The organism is Streptomyces kanamyceticus, assembly GCF_008704495.1.
Lineage (GTDB): Bacteria > Actinomycetota > Actinomycetes > Streptomycetales > Streptomycetaceae > Streptomyces > Streptomyces kanamyceticus.
This window is the reverse complement of record NZ_CP023699.1, coordinates 2,176,082-2,193,746: the sequence shown is the minus strand read 5'-3', so window position 1 is coordinate 2,193,746 and position 17,665 is coordinate 2,176,082. Positions and strand designations below refer to the sequence as shown.

At 71.6% G+C, this 17,665-nt stretch carries 16 protein-coding genes; 9 read left to right on the top strand and 7 right to left on the bottom strand.

Annotated elements, in window-relative coordinates; all coding sequences use genetic code 11:
* The first annotated feature begins 143 nt into the window (after positions 1–143).
* Both CP970_RS08770 and CP970_RS08765 read left to right on the top strand, forming a co-directional pair.
* Positions 144–932 (top strand): ABC transporter ATP-binding protein, encoded by a 789-nt coding sequence (locus CP970_RS08770; protein ID WP_055554939.1) that lies wholly within the window; start codon positions 144–146, stop codon positions 930–932.
* A gap of 65 nt (positions 933–997) precedes the next feature.
* Positions 998–3,547, top strand: coding sequence for an FtsX-like permease family protein (locus CP970_RS08765; RefSeq protein WP_150493137.1), 2,550 nt, complete (start codon positions 998–1,000; stop codon positions 3,545–3,547).
* On the opposite strand, the gene CP970_RS08760 is transcribed toward CP970_RS08765, so the two are convergent.
* The 3 genes from CP970_RS08760 to CP970_RS08750 are packed head-to-tail and all read right to left on the bottom strand — an operon-like array spanning position 3,534 to position 5,912.
* Entirely contained in the window at positions 3,534–4,184 is a 651-nt protein-coding gene (locus CP970_RS08760; RefSeq protein ID WP_055553926.1) for an HD domain-containing protein, read from the bottom strand. The genes CP970_RS08765 and CP970_RS08760 overlap by 14 nt on opposite strands.
* Positions 4,181–4,870, bottom strand: coding sequence for a hypothetical protein (locus CP970_RS08755; protein ID WP_150493135.1), 690 nt, complete (start codon positions 4,868–4,870; stop codon positions 4,181–4,183). Before CP970_RS08755 ends, CP970_RS08760 begins: the two co-directional genes overlap by 4 nt.
* 7 nt (positions 4,871–4,877) lie before the next feature.
* A complete protein-coding gene (locus CP970_RS08750) occupies positions 4,878–5,912 on the bottom strand; it encodes a DUF2157 domain-containing protein (RefSeq protein ID WP_150493133.1) in 1,035 nt (344 codons plus the stop codon).
* Between the two features lie 218 nt (positions 5,913–6,130).
* On the opposite strand from CP970_RS08750, the gene CP970_RS08745 reads away from it, so the two are divergent.
* The gene (locus CP970_RS08745) at positions 6,131–6,796 is read left to right on the top strand and encodes a maleylpyruvate isomerase family mycothiol-dependent enzyme (protein WP_150493131.1); all 666 of its coding nucleotides are present in this window, start codon (positions 6,131–6,133) and stop codon (positions 6,794–6,796) included.
* Between the two features lie 14 nt (positions 6,797–6,810).
* On the opposite strand, the gene CP970_RS08740 is transcribed toward CP970_RS08745, so the two are convergent.
* On the bottom strand, positions 6,811–8,967 hold the full coding sequence (locus CP970_RS08740) for an ATP-binding protein (RefSeq protein WP_063806036.1): 2,157 nt from the start codon (positions 8,965–8,967) through the stop codon (positions 6,811–6,813).
* Between the two features lie 205 nt (positions 8,968–9,172).
* Here CP970_RS08740 and CP970_RS08735 point away from each other — a divergent pair, with 205 nt between their 5' ends.
* Positions 9,173–9,931: a PP2C family protein-serine/threonine phosphatase gene (locus tag CP970_RS08735; RefSeq protein ID WP_150493129.1), complete on the top strand. Its 759-nt coding sequence runs from the start codon at positions 9,173–9,175 to the stop codon at positions 9,929–9,931.
* Here the strand turns inward: CP970_RS08735 and CP970_RS08730 are convergent.
* Both CP970_RS08730 and CP970_RS08725 read right to left on the bottom strand, forming a co-directional pair.
* Positions 9,898–10,164 carry a GlsB/YeaQ/YmgE family stress response membrane protein gene (locus tag CP970_RS08730; RefSeq protein ID WP_055545356.1) on the bottom strand — a complete coding sequence of 89 codons (267 nt, stop codon included), beginning with the start codon at positions 10,162–10,164 and terminating at the stop codon, positions 9,898–9,900. The two genes, CP970_RS08735 and CP970_RS08730, sit on opposite strands and share 34 nt — an antisense overlap.
* Positions 10,165–10,295: 131 nt before the next feature.
* Positions 10,296–11,279, bottom strand: a complete 984-nt coding sequence (locus CP970_RS08725; RefSeq protein ID WP_055545355.1) for a sporulation protein — start codon at positions 11,277–11,279, stop codon at positions 10,296–10,298.
* A gap of 237 nt (positions 11,280–11,516) precedes the next feature.
* Between CP970_RS08725 and CP970_RS08720 the strand changes: the two genes are divergently transcribed.
* Positions 11,517–12,707, top strand: a complete 1,191-nt coding sequence (locus CP970_RS08720; RefSeq protein WP_398656909.1) for an acyltransferase family protein — start codon at positions 11,517–11,519, stop codon at positions 12,705–12,707.
* Positions 12,704–13,090: a GNAT family N-acetyltransferase gene (locus CP970_RS08715; RefSeq protein ID WP_055545354.1), complete on the top strand. Its 387-nt coding sequence runs from the start codon at positions 12,704–12,706 to the stop codon at positions 13,088–13,090. The genes CP970_RS08720 and CP970_RS08715 overlap by 4 nt, the downstream gene beginning before the upstream one ends.
* Here CP970_RS08715 and CP970_RS08710 read toward each other — a convergent pair.
* Positions 13,071–13,628 (bottom strand): cysteine hydrolase family protein, encoded by a 558-nt coding sequence (locus CP970_RS08710; protein WP_055545353.1) that lies wholly within the window; start codon positions 13,626–13,628, stop codon positions 13,071–13,073. The two genes, CP970_RS08715 and CP970_RS08710, sit on opposite strands and share 20 nt — an antisense overlap.
* Positions 13,629–14,053: 425 nt before the next feature.
* On the opposite strand from CP970_RS08710, the gene CP970_RS08705 reads away from it, so the two are divergent.
* From CP970_RS08705 to CP970_RS08695, 3 genes are read left to right on the top strand one after another with little or no spacing between them, the layout of a single operon-like run.
* The gene (locus CP970_RS08705; RefSeq protein WP_055545352.1) at positions 14,054–14,461 is read left to right on the top strand and encodes a hypothetical protein; all 408 of its coding nucleotides are present in this window, start codon (positions 14,054–14,056) and stop codon (positions 14,459–14,461) included.
* The gene (locus tag CP970_RS08700; protein ID WP_055545351.1) at positions 14,458–16,554 is read left to right on the top strand and encodes a bifunctional polysaccharide deacetylase/glycosyltransferase family 2 protein; all 2,097 of its coding nucleotides are present in this window, start codon (positions 14,458–14,460) and stop codon (positions 16,552–16,554) included. The genes CP970_RS08705 and CP970_RS08700 overlap by 4 nt, the downstream gene beginning before the upstream one ends.
* Positions 16,551–17,660: an LCP family protein gene (locus CP970_RS08695; protein ID WP_079043336.1), complete on the top strand. Its 1,110-nt coding sequence runs from the start codon at positions 16,551–16,553 to the stop codon at positions 17,658–17,660. Before CP970_RS08700 ends, CP970_RS08695 begins: the two co-directional genes overlap by 4 nt.
* The last annotated feature ends 5 nt before the right edge of the window (positions 17,661–17,665 follow it).

Genomic DNA, 17,665 nt, shown 5'->3' with positions numbered 1-17,665 from the left:
GCCCTTGATACGCGGCTGCTGACATCCCGATACGTCCCCCGGACACCTTGTGGTGTGCGCCTTTCCGGAACCCGGATGACGCACCTGTGACACCGCACCCGTGCCACCGCACCCGTCACACCGCACCCGCAAGAGGAGTCCCCGTGCCCGCCGAAGCCCTCGACCCGTTCGCCCCGCACCCGGCCGCCGCCGCCGGAATCGCGGCCGCCACCACCGACCTGTCGAAGTCCTACGGCAGCGGCGACACCCGCGTCGTCGCCCTGGACCGGGTCAGCATCTCCTTCAGGGAGGGGGAGTTCACCGCGATCATGGGCCCCTCCGGCTGCGGCAAGTCCACCCTGATGCACTGCGCCGCCGGGCTCGACTCGTTCAGCTCCGGGTCCGTCCGCATCGGCACCACCGAACTGGGCTCGCTCGACGACCGGCGGCTCACCACGTTGCGCAGGGACCGGATCGGCTTCATCTTCCAGGCTTTCAACCTGCTGCCGACGCTGACCGCCCTGGAGAACATCACGCTGCCGCTGACCATCGCGGGACGCGGTCCCGACCCGCGGTGGCTGGAGCGCGTGATCTCCATGGTCGGGCTCTCGGGGCGGCTCGGTCACCGTCCCGCACAGCTCTCCGGCGGGCAGCAGCAGCGAGTGGCGGTGGCCAGGGCGCTGGTCTCCAAGCCCGCGATCGTCTTCGGCGACGAGCCCACCGGCAACCTCGACTCCCGTGCGGGGGCCGAGGTGCTCGGCTTCCTGCGCGACTCGGTGCGCGAGCTGAACCAGACGGTCGTCATGGTCACCCACGACCCCGTCGCCGCGGGCTACGCGGACCGCGTGGTCTTCCTCGCCGACGGCCGCCTGGTCGACGAGATGGCGCAGCCCACCCCCGAGCGGGTCCTGGACCGGATGAAGGAGTACGACACCCGCTCCCGCACGAGCTGACCCGCCCGTACGCGAGGGCCGGTCAAGCCGCCCGTACGCCACCTCAGAACAGGATCCGCACCCTCATGCCCCGCACCCCCATGCTCCGTATCGCCCTGCGCAACGTGTTCGCGCACAAGGCCCGCCTCCTGATGACCGCCTTCGCGGTCATGCTCGGGGTCACCTTCATCTCCGGCAGCCTCGTCTACGGCGACAGCCAGAACCGTGCCGCCACCGCCCGCGCCACCGACGGCTACGAGCGCGTCGCCGTCAGCGTCGCCTCCGACGTGGTCCCTTCGAGCGGCGGCAGGGCGGCCGGGATCGACGCCCGCACCGTACGGAAGCTGGCGAAGCTCCCCGGTGTCTCCGTCGCCGCGGGCCGGGTCGACGGCTTCGCGGCCGTGGACGACCGCGCGGGCCGCCTGCTCGGCCACGGGTCCCACCGGGGCGGCAACTTCGCCCCGGGAGCCGATGGCACCGACCCCGCCTACCACTTCACCCGGGGGGCGGGACCGACCCGCGACCGCACCGTCGCCCTCGACGAGAGCACCGCGGCGAAGGGCGGCTACCGCGTCGGCGACACCGTGCGCGTCGGTACGGACAAGGGCGCCGCCTCGTACACGCTCAGCGGCGTCTTCCGGGCCGACGGGACCAAGCTGCCCTCCGGCGGCAGCCTGACGCTGTTCACCGCGGAGAGTGCCCAGCGGCTCTTCCTCGCGCCCGGCCGCTATCAGAACGTCGAACTCACGGCCGGTCCCGGCGTCGACGTCCCCCAACTCCTCAGCCGCGTCGAAGCGGTGCTGCCCGCGGGCACCAGCGCGGTCACCGGGGCGCGGCTCGGCCAGATCGAGGCGCGGCTCGCCGCCGGTGACAGCGACACCATGAGCCAGATCATGGTCGGCTTCGCCGCGGTCGCGCTGTTCGTCGCCGCGTTCCTGATCTCCAACACCTTCACCATGCTGATCGCCCGGCGCACCAGGGAACTGGCCCTGATGCGCGCCGTCGGCGCCTCGCGCACGCAGGTGCGGCGCGTCCTGCTGACCGAGTCCCTGCTCGTCGGCGCGGTCGCCTCCGCCGCCGGACTCGTCGTCGGCATCGGGGCCGCCGCCCTGCTCCAGAAGCTCTTCGCCCCCGCCGAAACCCCCGCCGCCCCGCTGGTCCTCGCCCCGACGAGCGTGCTCGTCCCGCTGCTGACCGGCACCGCGCTGACCGTGCTCGCGGCCTGGCTGCCGAGCCGCCGTGCCATGGCCGTCCCGCCCGTCGCCGCGCTCGCCGCGGCCGAGCCCGCGGCGCCCGCGCGCACCGGCTCCCGGCGCACCGTGTTCGGCGCCGCGCTGCTGCTCACCGGCACCGCCGCAGTCGTCTACGGCGCGCTCACCACGGGGCAGGACGCGAGGACCGTCATCGGTGGCGGCGCCGCGCTCGTCGTCACCGGGGCGATCACCCTCGTCCCGCTCCTGGCCAGGCCGTTCGTCGCCCTGCTGCGGCCGCTCCTGGCCCGCGTCCACCCGGTGCACGGCGACCTCGCGGCCCGCAACACCGTGCGCGACCCGCGCCGCACCGGCGCCACCGCCGCCGCGCTCGCCATCGCCCTGGCCCTGGCGTCGGGCCTGTCCGTGCTCGGCGCGTCCGCGACCCAGTACCTCGACCGCGCGACGACCCACGACTTCACCGCCGACTATCTGGTGAAGCCCGCCGAGGGCGGCATGCGGATGACCCCCGAGTCCGCCGCGCCGCTCGAGAAGCTGCCCGGCGCGCGGTTCAGCCCGCTCAACCAGTCCACCGACTACCGCGTCGGCGGCGTCTCCTCGGTCCTGACGGGCGTCGACCCCGCCACCATCGGCCGACTGCTGCGCTACGACGTGGTCGAAGGATCTCTGGACCGCCTTGCCGAGGGGCAGGTCGCCGTCGCCGACTTCAAGGCGAGGCAGGCCGGTTGGCACGTCGGTCAGACCCTGCCGCTGGAGCGCGGGGGCGGCAAGCGGGGCAGCGTCACCATCGGCGCCGTCTACCGGGCGGACGAGCAGAGCGACCTGATGCCGAGCATCACCGCACCGGACTCGCTCGTCGCCCGCTACGACTCCGCCCCGAACACCGCGGGGATCCTCGTCGCCACCGACGGCGGACCCGGCCGTGCCGCGCTCGCCGGTGTCGGCCACGCCCTCGGCGACAACCCGGCCCTCGCCGTCCTCGACGAGGACGGCATCCGGGCCCAGGACACCAGCGGCATCGGCGACCAACTCAACCTCTTCTACGCCCTGTTGAGCATGGCCCTGGTGATCGCGGCCCTTGGCATCGCCAACACGCTCGCGATGTCCGTACGCGAACGCCGCACGGAGATCGGCACGTTGCGGGCCCTCGGCATGGACCGCGCGGGGGTGGCCGGGATGATCCGCGTCGAGGCCCTGCTCGTCGGCGCGCTCGGCGCTGCCGTCGGCACGCTCACCGGCGTCTTCCTCGGCTGGGCGCTCGGCCGCACGCTCCAGGAGAGCGTCGTGGGCTACGCCCTCGTCATCCCCTGGGGGCGCCTCGCCCTCGGGGTGCTGCTGGCCCTGGCGGGCGCGCTGCTCGCCTCCGTCGGACCGGCCCGCAGAGCGGCCAGGGGCCCGAACGCCCTGGTGTTCAGCGGACGTTGACGGACCTGAGCAGTTCCTTGACGTCCGGGTCGTCCAGCGAGTCGAGCAGGCTCTTCCACAGGTCCAGGTTGGCGGTCGCCCACGGCAGATAGCGGGCGCGCGCGTCCGGGTCGTAGAAGTAGATGCCCTCCTCGACCAGCGGAGCCTGCTCGTCGACGATCTTGCGGGCCAGCTGCCCCAGGCTGATGTCGTTCTCCGCGAGATAGCGGTGGGAGAGGACGACGGGGGTGATCGGTACGGCCTTGAAGAGCGTGTCGGCGTCGCTGAGCGCCGCCCCCTCGGGGGAGATCTCGCAGGTGCGCGATGCGGTGTGGGACTCGGCGATCACGGCTTCGATGCGGTCGATCTCCGCGTCGGTGAACCCGCTGCGGCGCAGCTGGTGCGCGCGCAGCGATTCGCCCGCGGAGGGCTCGGAGTTCTTGCGCACCAGGTAGTTGAGGTCGTGCACGAGGGCCGCGGCCGCCACGATCTCGGTGTCGGAGCCGTTGCGCCGGGCGAACTCCACGCCTTTGGCGGCGACGAAGGCGATGTGGTGCCAGCCGTGGAACGGGAGGCGGTCGTCGTGCTCGGTGCAGAGCTTGCGGACGATGCCGCGCAGCGTCACCACGCGCCCGGTCTCGAAGTCCTGTGCGGTCACTGGCTCTTCCTCTCGTGGGGGCGGCCCAGTACCGAACGCAAGGTGCGCCAACGGGCTTCCACAGGATAGTGATAACGCAGCGTGCCGGTGCGTGTGCCGAGCGGTGCGTCGGGTGACGTGCTGAGCGAGGTGCTGTACGCGCGCGTCGGGCGCTCCTGCGCGATCAGGGTCACGGTGCCCTCACGGGCGCGGGTGACGTTGTGCCAGTCGTCGGGGGTCAGCGTGTAGGTGGCGCCGGGCGCCAGGAACTCCGGACGGACGTCGGTGACCCGCGCCCGGTCCTGGCCCACAGGATCGACCAGGAAGCGCGTGTGCAGGTAGCCGCCGGTGAGGATCAGCGAGGTGAAGCCGTAGCGGTGGTTGTGCGGAGCCTCCACGTAGGCGGCGTCGACCAGGTCGGGAGGCTTGTACTCGTGCAGCCAGAGGGTGAGCCCTGAGCGCGGGCCGCGGTAGAGGTTCCATTTGAAGTGGGTGGGCGTCTCGCGCGAGTTGACGAGCATGCTGTCGAACGCGGCCCTGGGTAATCGGTTCAGGCTGCGGCGCAGCGCCTCCAGACGGCAGTGGAACCCCGCGAGGACGGCGCGGACGTGCTCGCCGCCGTCGTCGGAGGCCGACGCGCCGCGCGGACCCGGTAGCCGTTCGAGGGCCTGGGCCAGCTCGTACACCTCGGGGAGGGCCTGCGCCATGGCCATCTCAGGTGCTCGCGGTCATCATCTGCGGCGCGGTATCCCTCCGGAACTCCTCGTACCGGTCGCGGAATTCCAGGAACGCGGCATGGCTGAGCTGGACGCCGAGCTGCTGGAGGAAGGAGCAGTACTCGAACTCCGAGAGGTTCTTGGGGACTTCGAACTTGATCGCGTACGGCGATGAGAGCAGCCGACTGCATTCCCGCTGATTCGTCTGGTAAAGAAGTGAACCCTTGTTGAAGCGAAGCCCCAGCGGGAACGGGAAGGTCTCGTTCTCCGTGTCGGTGAACAGGGCCAGATAGATCTCGTCGTCGAAGATCTCGACGCGGTCCAGATTGGGGTCCGCCGTCAGGCATATCTCGAAGCGGTCGAAGCGCATGCGGGTCAAATAGGCGCCGACCAGGGTGAGGTGCACACCGTCGACCAGCGCCTGGCGCGCCTGCTCGAAGGTCATGCCGTCGCGGTAGGCCATCTCGCGCCGCGCCCGGCTGTCCATGGCCGCGGGCCGCGTGGGGTCGGCGACGATGAGCCGGACGTCCCTGGGGATGGTGTTCAGGGAGGCGAGGCGGCAGATCGCGTACTTCCCCGTGAGGCCGCGGAACGTGTACTGCGTCGAGGAGCGCATGCTCAGATTGACGTCGCGGTTGAACCGGACGTCCGGTGTCCTGCTGGCCGGGTACTGCGTGGTCGGTACGTAGTTCTCCTGCATGGACCGGTAGGTGCGGGTCAGCTCCTCGCCCGCCTTCGCGATCTCCGCGATCACGGCGTCCTTGACGGTGGTCCCGAGGAACCGCTCGTACTGCCGTGTGGTGAGGGCGACTTGGGCGAAGGCGAATATCGCCGCGCCGAGAACACCGGTGGCGAGGGCGATCCAGAATTCCTCGGTCCGCCCGGTGCTGCGCACCGATAAGGCGTACATTCCGGCCGCGGCCAGACTCATGACGAGCAGCAGGACGCCCGTACGGTTGAAATACAACTCACGCAACAGAAGGCCCACTTGGCGCGAGTGATCGCCGCGCGTGTCCCCGTTTCCACCTGGCATGGCAGAACCTCCCCCGGCGGATGGGGTATCCGCACTCTTGCAGGTTAACGGCTGGATTGCCCCGGCAGCAGGGTCTGTTCCGGAACGTGCGCAATTGGTCCGGGAGGAGAATCCTTTACCCTGGATGTGACGCGCGTCACATTGATATGCCGATGGGTCCGCCGAACGCCCCCGGTCTAAGCCGAGGACGACGGAGCACCGCGGAAGGAGCCACGGCCATGGACCGTGAACAGGCACTGGAGTGGACGAAGGCGGAGCGGCTCGGCATCGCCGACTTCCTCGAAGAACTGGACACCGAGGACTGGCGTAAGGACTCGCTCTGCACCGGCTGGACGGTCCGCGACGTGGCGGCGCACCTGACGCTCTCCACCCGCACCACCCTCCTGGACCTGCTGAAAGGCGCGGTCGGAGCGCGCTTCGACTGGGAGCGCATGGAGTACGACAAGGCCAGGGAGCGGGCGGCGCGGTACACCCCGGCGGAACTCGTCGCGCAGATCCGCGAGACGGCGGGCTCCCCGCGCCGCGCCCCCATGTCCGCCCCGCTGGACCCCCTCACCGACTTCCTGGTCCACGGCCAGGACATCGCCCGCCCCCTGGGCCGTACCCGCCCCATGCCGGGCCCGCAGACGGTCGCGGCCCTGGACCACGTGGTGGCCAGCCCCTTCTACGGAGCGAAGAAGCGACTGCGCGGGGTGCGCCTGGTGGCGACGGACGCGGACTGGTCGACGGGCACGAGTGCGCGTACGGGTACGGACGCGGGACCGGCGGAGGCGCGGGGCCCCGCGGGTGACCTGCTCCTCGTGGTGACGGGGCGAAGGGCGGGGCTCGCGGCGGTCACGGGGGCGGGGGCGGAGCGGCTGAGGGAGAGGCTGGGGGAGCGGTAGGGGAGGCGGCCGTCCTAGCGCTCCTCCCGCGGGGCGAGCGCGTGGGCGACTCCGGCGTGCAGGTCCGTTTCGTAGCCGCTGCGGTACGCCCGTTCGTAGGCGTGGTCGCCCAGGGCCAGGCGGGTCTCTTGTTCACAGGTCAGGCGCGCCGCGGTCATGGAGGGGACGCCCGCCTGGGAGCGGCCCAGGGTGTCCCACAGCTGGCTGGCGAGGCCCAGGAGCCAGGCGGCGTCCGGGTGTTGGCCGAGGGCGGTGGCGGCGCGGGCCAGGGATTCCAGGGCCAGGCCGCTGCCCACGCCGTCGCGCAGCCGGTGCTTGACGAGCAGCGCGGCCCTGGCGTGCGCCCGCGCCTCGGGGAACCGGCCGAGGGCCAGCTCGGCCTGGGCGCGGACGAAGTCGCCCCAGGCGCGCATGCAGCGCTCGCCGCTCCCCTCGCAGGCGGCGCTCAGCTCGTCCAGCCAGCCGATGGCCTCCTCGAAGCGGCCCTTGGCCACGAGGGTGTGAGAGCCGAAGACGAGCGCGGCCAAGGGGTACAGGGCGAGCGGCCGCGCACGCCAGTCGGTGGCGAGCAGCTCCTCGGCCAGGGACACCCCCAGCGTCAGATCGCCGCGCAGCGCCGCCACCCGCAGCTCGGTGGCCTTCGCGTACGTCTGTTCCGTCTCGTTGGAGGAGCCGGAAGAGCCGGAGGGGGTGGAGGGATCGAAGGAGGAGGCGGCGAGCGCGGTGCATTCGGCGGCCCGTTCCTCCAGGGCGGGCAGATCGCCCAGGTAGACGAGCACGGGACCGCTGGCGTACAGGGCCTTCGCCCGCGCGCGGGAGGGGGCGGTGTCGGCGGCCAGGGCCCGGTCCAGATAGTGCCTGCCCTCCTTGACGAACCCGCAGCCGTGCCAGAAGAACCACAGCGCGGCGGCCAGCTCCAACGCGGTGTGTTCCTCGTCCGTCTCGGTCAGGCCCTGCTCCAGGGCGGCGCGGAGGTTGTCGTGTTCGGCGGTCATCCGGTCGAACCAGGCGAACTGGTCGGGTCCGATCCAGGCCGCGTCGCCCCAGCGGGCGAGCGCCAGGTAGTGGTCCCGGTGGCGGCGCCGCAGCTCGTCCTCCTCGCCGAGTCCGCGCAGCCAGAAGGCGCCGTGCTCGCGGATGGTGTCCAGCATCCGGTACCGCTCACCGGCCCCGGTCGGCACCCAGCCGAGCAGCGACTTGTCGACCAGGGCGCCCAGCAGATCGGGGACCTCCGCGGCGGGCAGCAGCTCGTCGGCGCACACCTGCCGGACCGCTTCGGCGTCGAAGGTCCCCGCGAAGACCGAGAGCCGGGCCCAGGTCAGGCGTTCGGTGGGGGTGCACAGCTGGTGGCTCCAGCCGATGGCGGTGCGCAGCGCCTGGTGCCAGGGCGGATCGGCGTCGAAGTCCTCCTTCTCGGTGTTGCCGAGGGTCGCGTAGCGATCGGCGAGGTGGCGGTTGAGCTCGGCGAGCGGCAGCTCGCGCAGCCGGGCCGCGGCCAGTTCGAGGGCGAGCGGCAGCCCTTCCAGACGTCGGCAGAGCCGCCCGGCCTCGGCACGGTCGGCCGCGGTGAGCGTGAAACCGGGTACGGCTTCGGCGGCTCGCTCGGTGAGCAGCACCAGCGCGTCCGCCGCCTCTCCTCCGGGATCGGAGCCGTCGCCGGAGCCGTCGTCGGCGGGGACCGGCAGCGGATCGAGGGTGAGGGCCTCCTCGGCCGGAAGGCCGAGCGTGCGGCGGCCGGTGACCAGGAACCGCAGCCCCGGCGCGGCGGCGAGCAGCGGCACCACCGCCGAACGGCACTCCTCCACCAGGTGCTCGCAGGTGTCGAGCACCAGCAGCAGCTCGCGGTCGGCCAGGTACTCGGCCACCACCTCCAGCATGGGCCGGGTGGACTGGTCGGCCAGCGGCAGCGTCTCGGCGATGGCGTACGGCAGCACCTGGCTCGCCCCGCTGAGCGGCGACAGCTCCACCCACCACACGCCGTCCGGGAAGGACGGCTGCAGTTCGCCCGCCGCGCGCCGGGCGAGCCGCGTCTTGCCGACCCCGCCCACGCCGGTCACCGTGACGAGACGCGACCGTTCGCACAGCCGCACCACCTGGGCCAGTTCCGTCCGGCGGCCGACCAGACGGCCGGTCTCCTCCGGCAGGTCGCCCACCCGTCGCTCCGTCGTCACCGCTACCGCCCCCGTTCCGGCCCCGCCGCGGCTTCCGCCCGCTGATCTCGGTGCTAGCAGACGGGAGGCCCCGCGCGCAGGATTTCGGCCGCTTCGATCCGGCCAGGCGTCCCGGGGTGAAAGAGTGCCCTACTGCCCTTCCTGCTCGCGTGGGCCAGGCGCACGTGTTCATGCGGGGGGATTCGCACCGGGGAAGGGGGCGTGCGTGCACCGTGCCCGACCGCCGCGGGAGTTGTCCGAGCTGATGGCGCAGGTCTCCCTCGCCCTCGCCGTGTGCACCCGTCCCGCCGATGGCGCGCGGCTCGGCGGCGACCTCTACGACGTGGTCCCCGCCCCTGCGGGACCCCGCCTGATCCTCGGCGACGTCAAGGGACACGGCCCCGCCGCCGCACCGCTGGCCGCGGCCGTGCGGGCGGTGTTCCGTCAGGAGGCCGCCACCGAGGAGGATCCCGCCCGCCTGGCCCGCACCCTCGACGCCCGGCTCGCGCCCGTCCTGGGCCCCGAGGACTTCGTCTCCCTGCTCGTCGTCGACCTGCGCCCCGACGAGATCCGCCTGGTCAACTGCGGCCACCCACCGCCCCTGCGCATCGGCCGCCGCATCACGCCGCTCACCCCGCCGCACCCGTCACCGCCGCTGGGCCTGAACCCCGACCCCCGCACGCGCCGCGTCCAACTCCGCCCCGACCAGCGCCTGTTGCTCCACACCGACGGCCTCACCGAGGCGCGCGACGCCGCTGGCGCCTGCTTCCCCCTCGACCGGCGCGCCCTGGCGGCGCTGACCGCCCCCACCCTCGACCAGGCCGTCGACCGGCTCCTCGGTCTGCTCCACCGGCACACCGGGCGCGCGGCCCCGGCGGACGATCTCACCGTGCTCCTTCTCCAGCGGCAGGGGGTGATCGCCCCGGACCGGGGGGTCGGCGAACTCGGCGGTCAGTCGCGCGAGTTGCCGAACAGCAGGCGGTAGCCGATGAGCAGGACCAGCGCTCCCGCGATGGCGGAGCCCCAGGTGGTGAGGTCGAAGAACTGCCGCTCCACCGGCCGGTCGAGGAACCGCGCCGAGAGCCAGCCCCCGACGAACGCCCCGGCGATGCCGATCAGCGTGGTCCCGATGAGTCCGCCCGGGTCGCGCCCCGGCAGCACCGCCTTGGCTATCGCTCCGGCCAGCAGGCCGAGAACGATCCACCCGATGACGCCCATGAATCCGCTCTCCCTTCGTTGGATCTTCCCCTCGTGCGAGGGGAAGCTGCCCGGGAAGCGTACTTCTACGCGTCTGTAGAAGTTGTGAAGCCGGTGGGCGCGGCCCTGACCTTTTCCTTTGCCTTTTCCGGCTAGTCCTCGTCCGTGCCGTCCTCGTTCGCGTCGTCCTCTTCCTCGTCGCCCTCGAAGAAGTCGCCCACCTCGTCGACGACTTCGGCCGCGACCAGGCCGCCGACGACGCCGACGGCGAGCCCCGCGGCGCCCGCGGCGACGGCGGTGCCCACGCCGGGCCCGGGGGAGTAGGGGTCCCCGTGCCCGTACGAGGAGTGCGCCACGAAGGATTCGCGGTGCTCGACCAACTGCTGTACCCAGCCGTCGACTTGAGCGTTCCAGTCCTGGTGCTCGACACCCTCGTGCCGCACGGTGGAACGGGTGACGGCGTCATGGCCGCCGGAGAACGCGCCGCCGCGCTTGTCCGCCTCGAGGACCACGTCCATGCCGCCCGCGTGCGCGAGGAACGTCAGCTCGATCTCGTTGACGGCGTCGGCGTACCGCGGCGCGGGCGAGAGCTCGATCTCCTGGTAGAAGGGGAGTTGCTGCCCGGTGCCGCCGACCCTGCCGAGCTCCAGATCGGCGGAGCGGAAGCCGAAGCCCAGCTGCCCGAGGGCTTCCAGGATCGCCTCCTGGGCGGGCAGCGGTCGTACGGTGAGCGGATCCAGGTCACCCTTGTCCTTGGCGCCCGCCACCGACAGCTCGGTGCGTACGCCGAGCACGATGCCGAGGTCCTGGCCGTACAGCTCGGTGACGGGCGTCTCCCACGGCAGCGGCACGCTGAACGGGAGGTCGCGCGGCTCGTCCTCCGCGAGGCGGAAGCCGCCCCCGACGGTGAACCGCTCGAAGGCGACGGCTCCTTCGCTCTCCCCGTCCTCGTGCTCGGCCTCGACGCGGGCCACCAGTTCGATCGTGATCTGCTCGATGTCGAAGTCGGAGCCGCCGCCCCGGAGGCGGATCCGGCCCGACAGGCTTCCGCCGGGCAGGAAGGGGCCCGGGTCGAGGATCGTGTCGACCGTGGGCCCGCCCACTCCGAGTGAGCCGAGCAGCCGTTTGAACACCATCGTGGCGTTCGCTCCTTACGTGGGAGACGTACGAGATGCGCGAGTTGCGCGGGATACGAGTGCACTTCTACAGGCGGGTAGAAGCATAGGGGCGCTCGTGACCAGTGATGTTTTACGCGGCTGTAGAACTATGGCTAAGGTGCTGGCGATGCGCTGCGACGACGCGACACCCACATTTGAACAAAGATGTGATTTCGCGGGCCGAGGTTCCCCGTGGGAGGCATCTTGCGCGACATGATGCGGTCGACGGGGCGTCACGCGATGCCGCTCCCGCCCCAACGGCCGTTCCCCGCCGACGGGAGACGGGACCAGGCCGGAACGCCGGGTCCGACGACGCCGGGGCCGACGGACGAGTCGGCGCAAAGCCCTCCGGTCAAGCGCAGGGACGCGTTCTTCGACAACGCCAAGTACCTGGCGATCGTCCTGGTGGCGATGGGGCACGCATGGGAGCCGCTGCGCGGCGACAGCAGGGCCGCCGCGGCGCTCTACATCACCGTCTACACCTTCCACATGCCCGCGTTCATCGTCATCTCCGGCTACTTCTCGCGCGGTTTCGACGCGAGTCCGGGCCGCATCAAGCGTCTGGTCACGGGGATCGCGGTGCCGTACGTGATCTTCGAGGTCGCGTACACGTTCTTCAAGCGCTGGGCCGGCGGCGACCCGACGTACCCCATCAGTCTGCTCGACCCCTGGTACCTGACCTGGTTCCTTGCCGCGCTGTTCATCTGGCGCCTGACGACACCCCTGTGGAAGATCGTCCGCTGGCCCCTCCCGCTCGCCCTCGCCATCGCCGTCCTCGCGTCCGTCTCCCCGGACATCGGCGACGACCTCGACCTGCAACGCGTGCTGCAGTTCCTGCCGTTCTTCGTGCTCGGCCTGGTCCTGAAGCCGGAACACTTCCAGCTCGTGCGCCGGAAGGAGGCCAGGATCCTGGCCCTGCCGGTCTTCGCGGCGGCGCTGCTCTTCGCGTACTGGGCGGCACCGCGGATGAACGCCGCCTGGTTCTACCGGCGCGACAGCGCGCAGGAGTTGGCGGCGCCCGGCTGGGCGGGCGGCGTCATGACACTCGCGCTGTTCGGCTGCTCGCTGGCCCTGGTCGCCTGCTTCTTCGCCTGGGTACCGGGCCGGAAGCTCTGGTTCACCGCGCTCGGCGCGGGCACGCTCTACGGCTACCTGCTGCACGGCTTCCTTGCCAAGGGCTCGCGCTTCTGGGACTGGTACGAGGCGGACTGGCCGCACACGCCGCTCGGCGCGATCACCGTGACCCTGATCGCCGGAGCGGTGATCACGGCCTTGTGCACCCCGCCCGTGCGACGGATGTTCCGCTTCACGATGGAGCCGAAGATGGAATGGGCCTTCAAGCAGGACGCGAAAGCCCTGACGGAACCCACCGGGCCCGTCCGCGAACAAGGCGGCAGATCCGCGTGAGCCGCCCGGCCCGGCCGCCCGCCGTCCACTACGAGCACGTCCCCGAGACGTCGTCGGCGAGCTGCCGGGCCCTCACGATCCTTGATCCGCACGACCGCGTGATCGGCTGTCTGCAGTACCGGCTCTGCCACCCGTGCCGCATCGGGCACGTCGTCAACATCGCCGTGGCCACCCACTGGCAGGGCCAGGGCCTGGCCCGCCACGCCCTCCACATGGCCCTGGCCGAGGGCGCGGGCTACGCCTGGTCCACATCCCGGCAGTCACCCGAGGGCCGCCGCTTCTTCGCGGCGATGGAGGAGGAGACGGAGATCGCCTTCCCGGCCGACTGCGCGAGGTGCCCGCACATGGCCGAAGGAGCGACGATCACCCCGCTCTCCCGTTGAGCCACTCGTCGACGGTCACCACGTCCGCCCACTGCGGGAACAGCCGCTCGATCAGCACCCGGTGGACCTCCGGATCGAGGTCGAGGCAGCCGTCGGAGAGGACCGTGAGACCGAAGTCCAGGTCGTTCGCCTGGCACACGGTGGAGAGGACCACGGCGCTGGTCGCGATGCCCGCGAGGACGAGGCTTTCGATGCCGCGTGACCTCAGCACCACGTCGAGGTCACTGCCCGAGAACGCGCTCGCGCGTCGCTTGGTGACCACCACGTCGCCGGGCCTGGGCGCGATGTCGGGGTGGATCTCGGTGCCGGGCGCGCCCTCGACGTAGAGACCGGCGCGAGCGATGGCGGCGAGCGGCTTGTTGTGCGCGCCGACTTCCGGGAAGCCGGGGCGGAAACCGATGACGACGTAGATCACGGGGATGCCCGCCGCCCGCGCCCCCTCGATCGCCCCGCGCAGGCGCGCCAGGTATCCGGACTCGGCGCCGACGGCGTCCACGATGGCCCGTTGGACGTCCATCACGAGTAGAGCGCTGCTCATGCCGCCTCCGGGAACGTGGTCGACGCGTCGGGCAGGACCAGACGAACACCCAAGCACAGTCGGCGCTTCCGTGACCGTCGGGCATGGCGAATATCACGTCCCGCCGCGCGGGGCCGCTCAAGCAGGCCTTCGGCGGACTTCCGCCCCCGGACGGCCTGTTGCCGTGCCACCCGGGTGCCCGAGTAGGGTCGGGGGCTGCGTGATGGCTGACGGCCGCGATCCGGCCCCCGGTCCTTGTGAGGGCACATGCGTACGCGGCTTTCCCGGCCCCACCCGGGAAGGCGCGGGGCACGGCACCGGGACGCGGCTCCTGACGTCTCACCGGCAGTACGTCTCACAGCGGTACAGCGGTACAGCGGGCCCCCGGGTCCGTACCCCCCACAGACAAAGAGTCGCGCGTGCGCGGCCGCAGATCAGGAGCACCAGTGCAGGGCACCCCCCACATAGCCAGCACACCGCACGACGGGCGATCGTCGCCCATACCCCCTGCGCGCGGAGCGCAGCCGCAGCGCACCGGACGGGAGGACCCCCAACTCCCCGTCTTCGTCGACCAGTCGGGCTGGCGCAAGCGGACGCTGCAAGGCATGGCGCTGGTCGTGGGCTCCGCCTGCGTCGGCTATCTGGCGTTCGTCGGCACGCTGGTCAGCGGGCTCCAGCAGCCCGTCGGCACCCACCCGCCGAGTACGAAGAACACGACGGACACGACGGACGCGACAGATACGACGAACACGGCGGACAAGGGTGGACGGGCGCGTTCCGGTCAGCACGCGGACAAGTCGTCCTACGGCTCAGGCAGATCCGTCCCGCCCCCGGCCGGAGCCTCTGAGCAGTGAGCAGGGGCGCCACCGTCCGCCGCCCGCCGCGCGGACACTGGATCGTCCTCCTGCTCGTGCTCCTGGTCGTCGCCGTCGCCCTCCTCTTCGAGGGGTGGACGACCCACCAGATCGACGCCGCGCGCACCAAACCGCCGTGCACCCGGCCGATCCCGCGCGAGGCGGACGACGGGAAGCCGCTGCTGCGGTTCGGCCCGAAGGGGGTCAGCACCGCGGCCATGCCGCGGCGCACCGTCGCGCTCACCTTCGACGGCGGGTTCGACCCGGTGTGGACGCCGCGCCTGCTCGACCTGCTGCGCGCACACCACGCGCAGGCGACCTTCTTCGTCTACGGGAAGGACGCGGCAGAGCACCCGAAGCTGCTGCGGCGGATCCTGTACGAGGGGCACGAGATCGGCTCGTACACCTACAGCGGCGGCGACTTCGGCGTCGCGTCGCCGATGCGCGCGCACCTCGAACTCTCGCTCACCCAGAGCGCGTTCGCGGGCTCGGCGGGCATCAATACCCGGCTGTTGCGGCTGCCGCACACCACGGCCGCCGACACCCTCTGCGGCCCCCAGTGGCCGGCCGCGCGCCGCGCGGCGGAGCAGGGGTACCTCGTGGTCGCCTCCGACCGCAAGGACCGCAAGCCGTGGCGGGGTCTGGTGACCCAGCACAGCCAGACCGACCTGGGCTTCCACGAGGCGCGGGACCTGCTGGAGGACCGGAGCGTACGCCGGTTCACGACCATCAGCGGCGGGCTCGGCACGCCCTCCTTCGTCGACAAGGTCCCGGTCGCCCAGGAGATCAAGGGGCAGGGCCTCATCTGGTCGCAGCGGCTCGGGCGTGCCTTCCTCACCGTGATGGTGTGGACGCTGACCCTCGCGGGCGTGCTCGGCGTCCTGCGCATGCTCCTGTTCGCGCTGTTCGCCCGGCTCCACGTGCGCAGACTGCGCAGGTTCAGGCCCGGCGCGCCGCGCCTGCGCGAGGTGCGGGACCCGGTGACGGTCCTGGTGCCCGCGTACAACGAGGAGGCGGGCATCGCCGCCACCGTGTACTCGCTGCTCGCCTCCACCTACCCGCACTTCCAGATCATCGTGATCGACGACGGCTCGACCGACGCCACCGCCGACATCGCCGAGGAGATCGACGACCCGCGGGTGACGGTGATCCGGCAGCCCAACGGCGGCAAGCCCAGCGCCCTCAACACCGGCCTGGCGCACGCCAGGCACGACATCGTCGTGATGGTCGACGCGGACACCATCTTCGAACCCGAGGCGCTCGCCCGGCTCGTCCAGCCGCTCGCCCACCCGGCGGTCGGCGCGGTCAGCGGCAACACCAAGGTCGGCAACCGGCGGCACCTGCTGGGCAAGTGGCAGCACCTGGAGTACGTACTCGGCTTCAATCTCGACCGGCGGATGTTCGAGGTCCTGGAGTGCATGCCGACGGTGCCGGGGGCGATCGGTGCCTTCCGCAGGGACGCGCTGATGGGCGTCGGCGGCGTCAGCGACGAGACCCTCGCCGAGGACACCGATCTCACGATGGCGCTCTGGCGGGCGGGCTGGCGCGTCGTCTACGAGGAGTCGGCGGTCGCCTGGACAGAGGTGCCCGTCAGCGTCCGGCAGCTGTGGCGCCAGCGCTACCGCTGGTGCTACGGCACGCTCCAGGCGATGTGGAAGCACCGGCACGCGGCGGTGGAGGTCGGCCCGGCGGGACGCTTCGGCCGCCGCGTCATGCTCTACGTCACGTTGTTCCAGATCGTGCTGCCGCTGTGCGCGCCGGTCGTGGACATGTTCGCCCTGTTCGGGGCGGTGTTCAGGGACCCCGTGGAGGCCGCCCTCGTCTGGTTCGGCTTCCTTTCCGTCCAGTTGATCACCGCCGCGTACGCGCTGCGGCTCGACCGCGAACGGCTGCGCGTGCTGTGGGTCCTTCCGCTCCAGCAGTTCGTCTACCGGCAGTTGATGTACCTGGTGGTCATCCACTCCGTGGCCACGGCGCTGCTCGGCACCCGCCTGAAGTGGCACAGCATGAAGCGCACGGGGACCGCGGACCCGTATCTGCTCGAAACGCCGCCCGACGAGGCGCGGCGGAGCCTGCAAGGGAGTCGACCATGACAGATCCGGTCCCGGAAGGCCCAGTTCCGGAAAGTCCGGTCCCGGAAGGTCCCGGCGCGCGTGAACGGTTCGCCGACTTCGCCGAACGCCCCAGCTCCCGCTATGGGCCCCGGCGCGCCCATGCCCGCCGGTCGAAGACGCGCAGGCGGCTGCGGCGGACGGTGCTCGCCGTCGCGGGCCTCGTGGTCCTCGCGGTGGGTGGCACGTACGGCTGGGCTGAGACCCGGCTCCAGCGTGATGTCGACCTCAGCGCGTACGAGGACCGTCCGCCCGCCGGAGCGGGCACCAACTACCTCATCGTGGGCTCCGACAGCCGCGACGGGCTCTCCGACGACGACGTGCAGGACCTGCACGCGGGCGGGGGCGGCGGGCGGCGCACCGACTCGATGATGCTGCTGCACACCGGCGCCCACGGCACCAGCCTGGTCAGCCTGCCGCGCGACTCCTGGGTCAAGGTGCCGGGACGCCTCGACACCTTGACGGGCAAGTTCAAGCGGACCGAGCGGGACAAGCTCAACGCCGCGTTCTCCTACGGCGGCCCCGAACTCCTCGTGCACACCGTGGAGAAGAACACCGGGCTGCGCATCGACCACTACGCGGAGATCGGCTTCGCCGGGTTCGTGAACATCGTCGATGCCGTCGGCGGCGTACGGATGTGTCTGGACCGGGACATCAAGGACAAGAAGTCGGGTGCCGACCTGCGCAAGGGCTGCCACCGCCTCAACGGCAAGCAGGCGCTCGCCTTCGTGCGCCAGCGCCACCAGGAGAAGGAGGGCGACCTGGGCAGGTCGAGGAACCAGCAGAAGTTCCTCTCGGCCCTCGCGCAGCAGGCCGCCGAGCCCGGCACGCTCCTGGACCCGACGGCGATCGGCCCGGCCGCGCAGGCCGGGCTCGACACGCTCATCGTCGACAAGGACATGAGCCTGCGCGACCTCAGCTCAATGTTCCGCGCGGTGCAGGGCGTCGCGGGCGGGAAGGGCAAACAGATCGGCGTGCCCGTGTCCGGCTTCGGCGTCCCGACCTCCAAGGGCAACGTCCTGAAGTGGGACGCCGAGAAATCGGCCCGGCTCTTCGACGACCTGCGGCACGACCGGCCGATGCGCTGATGCAG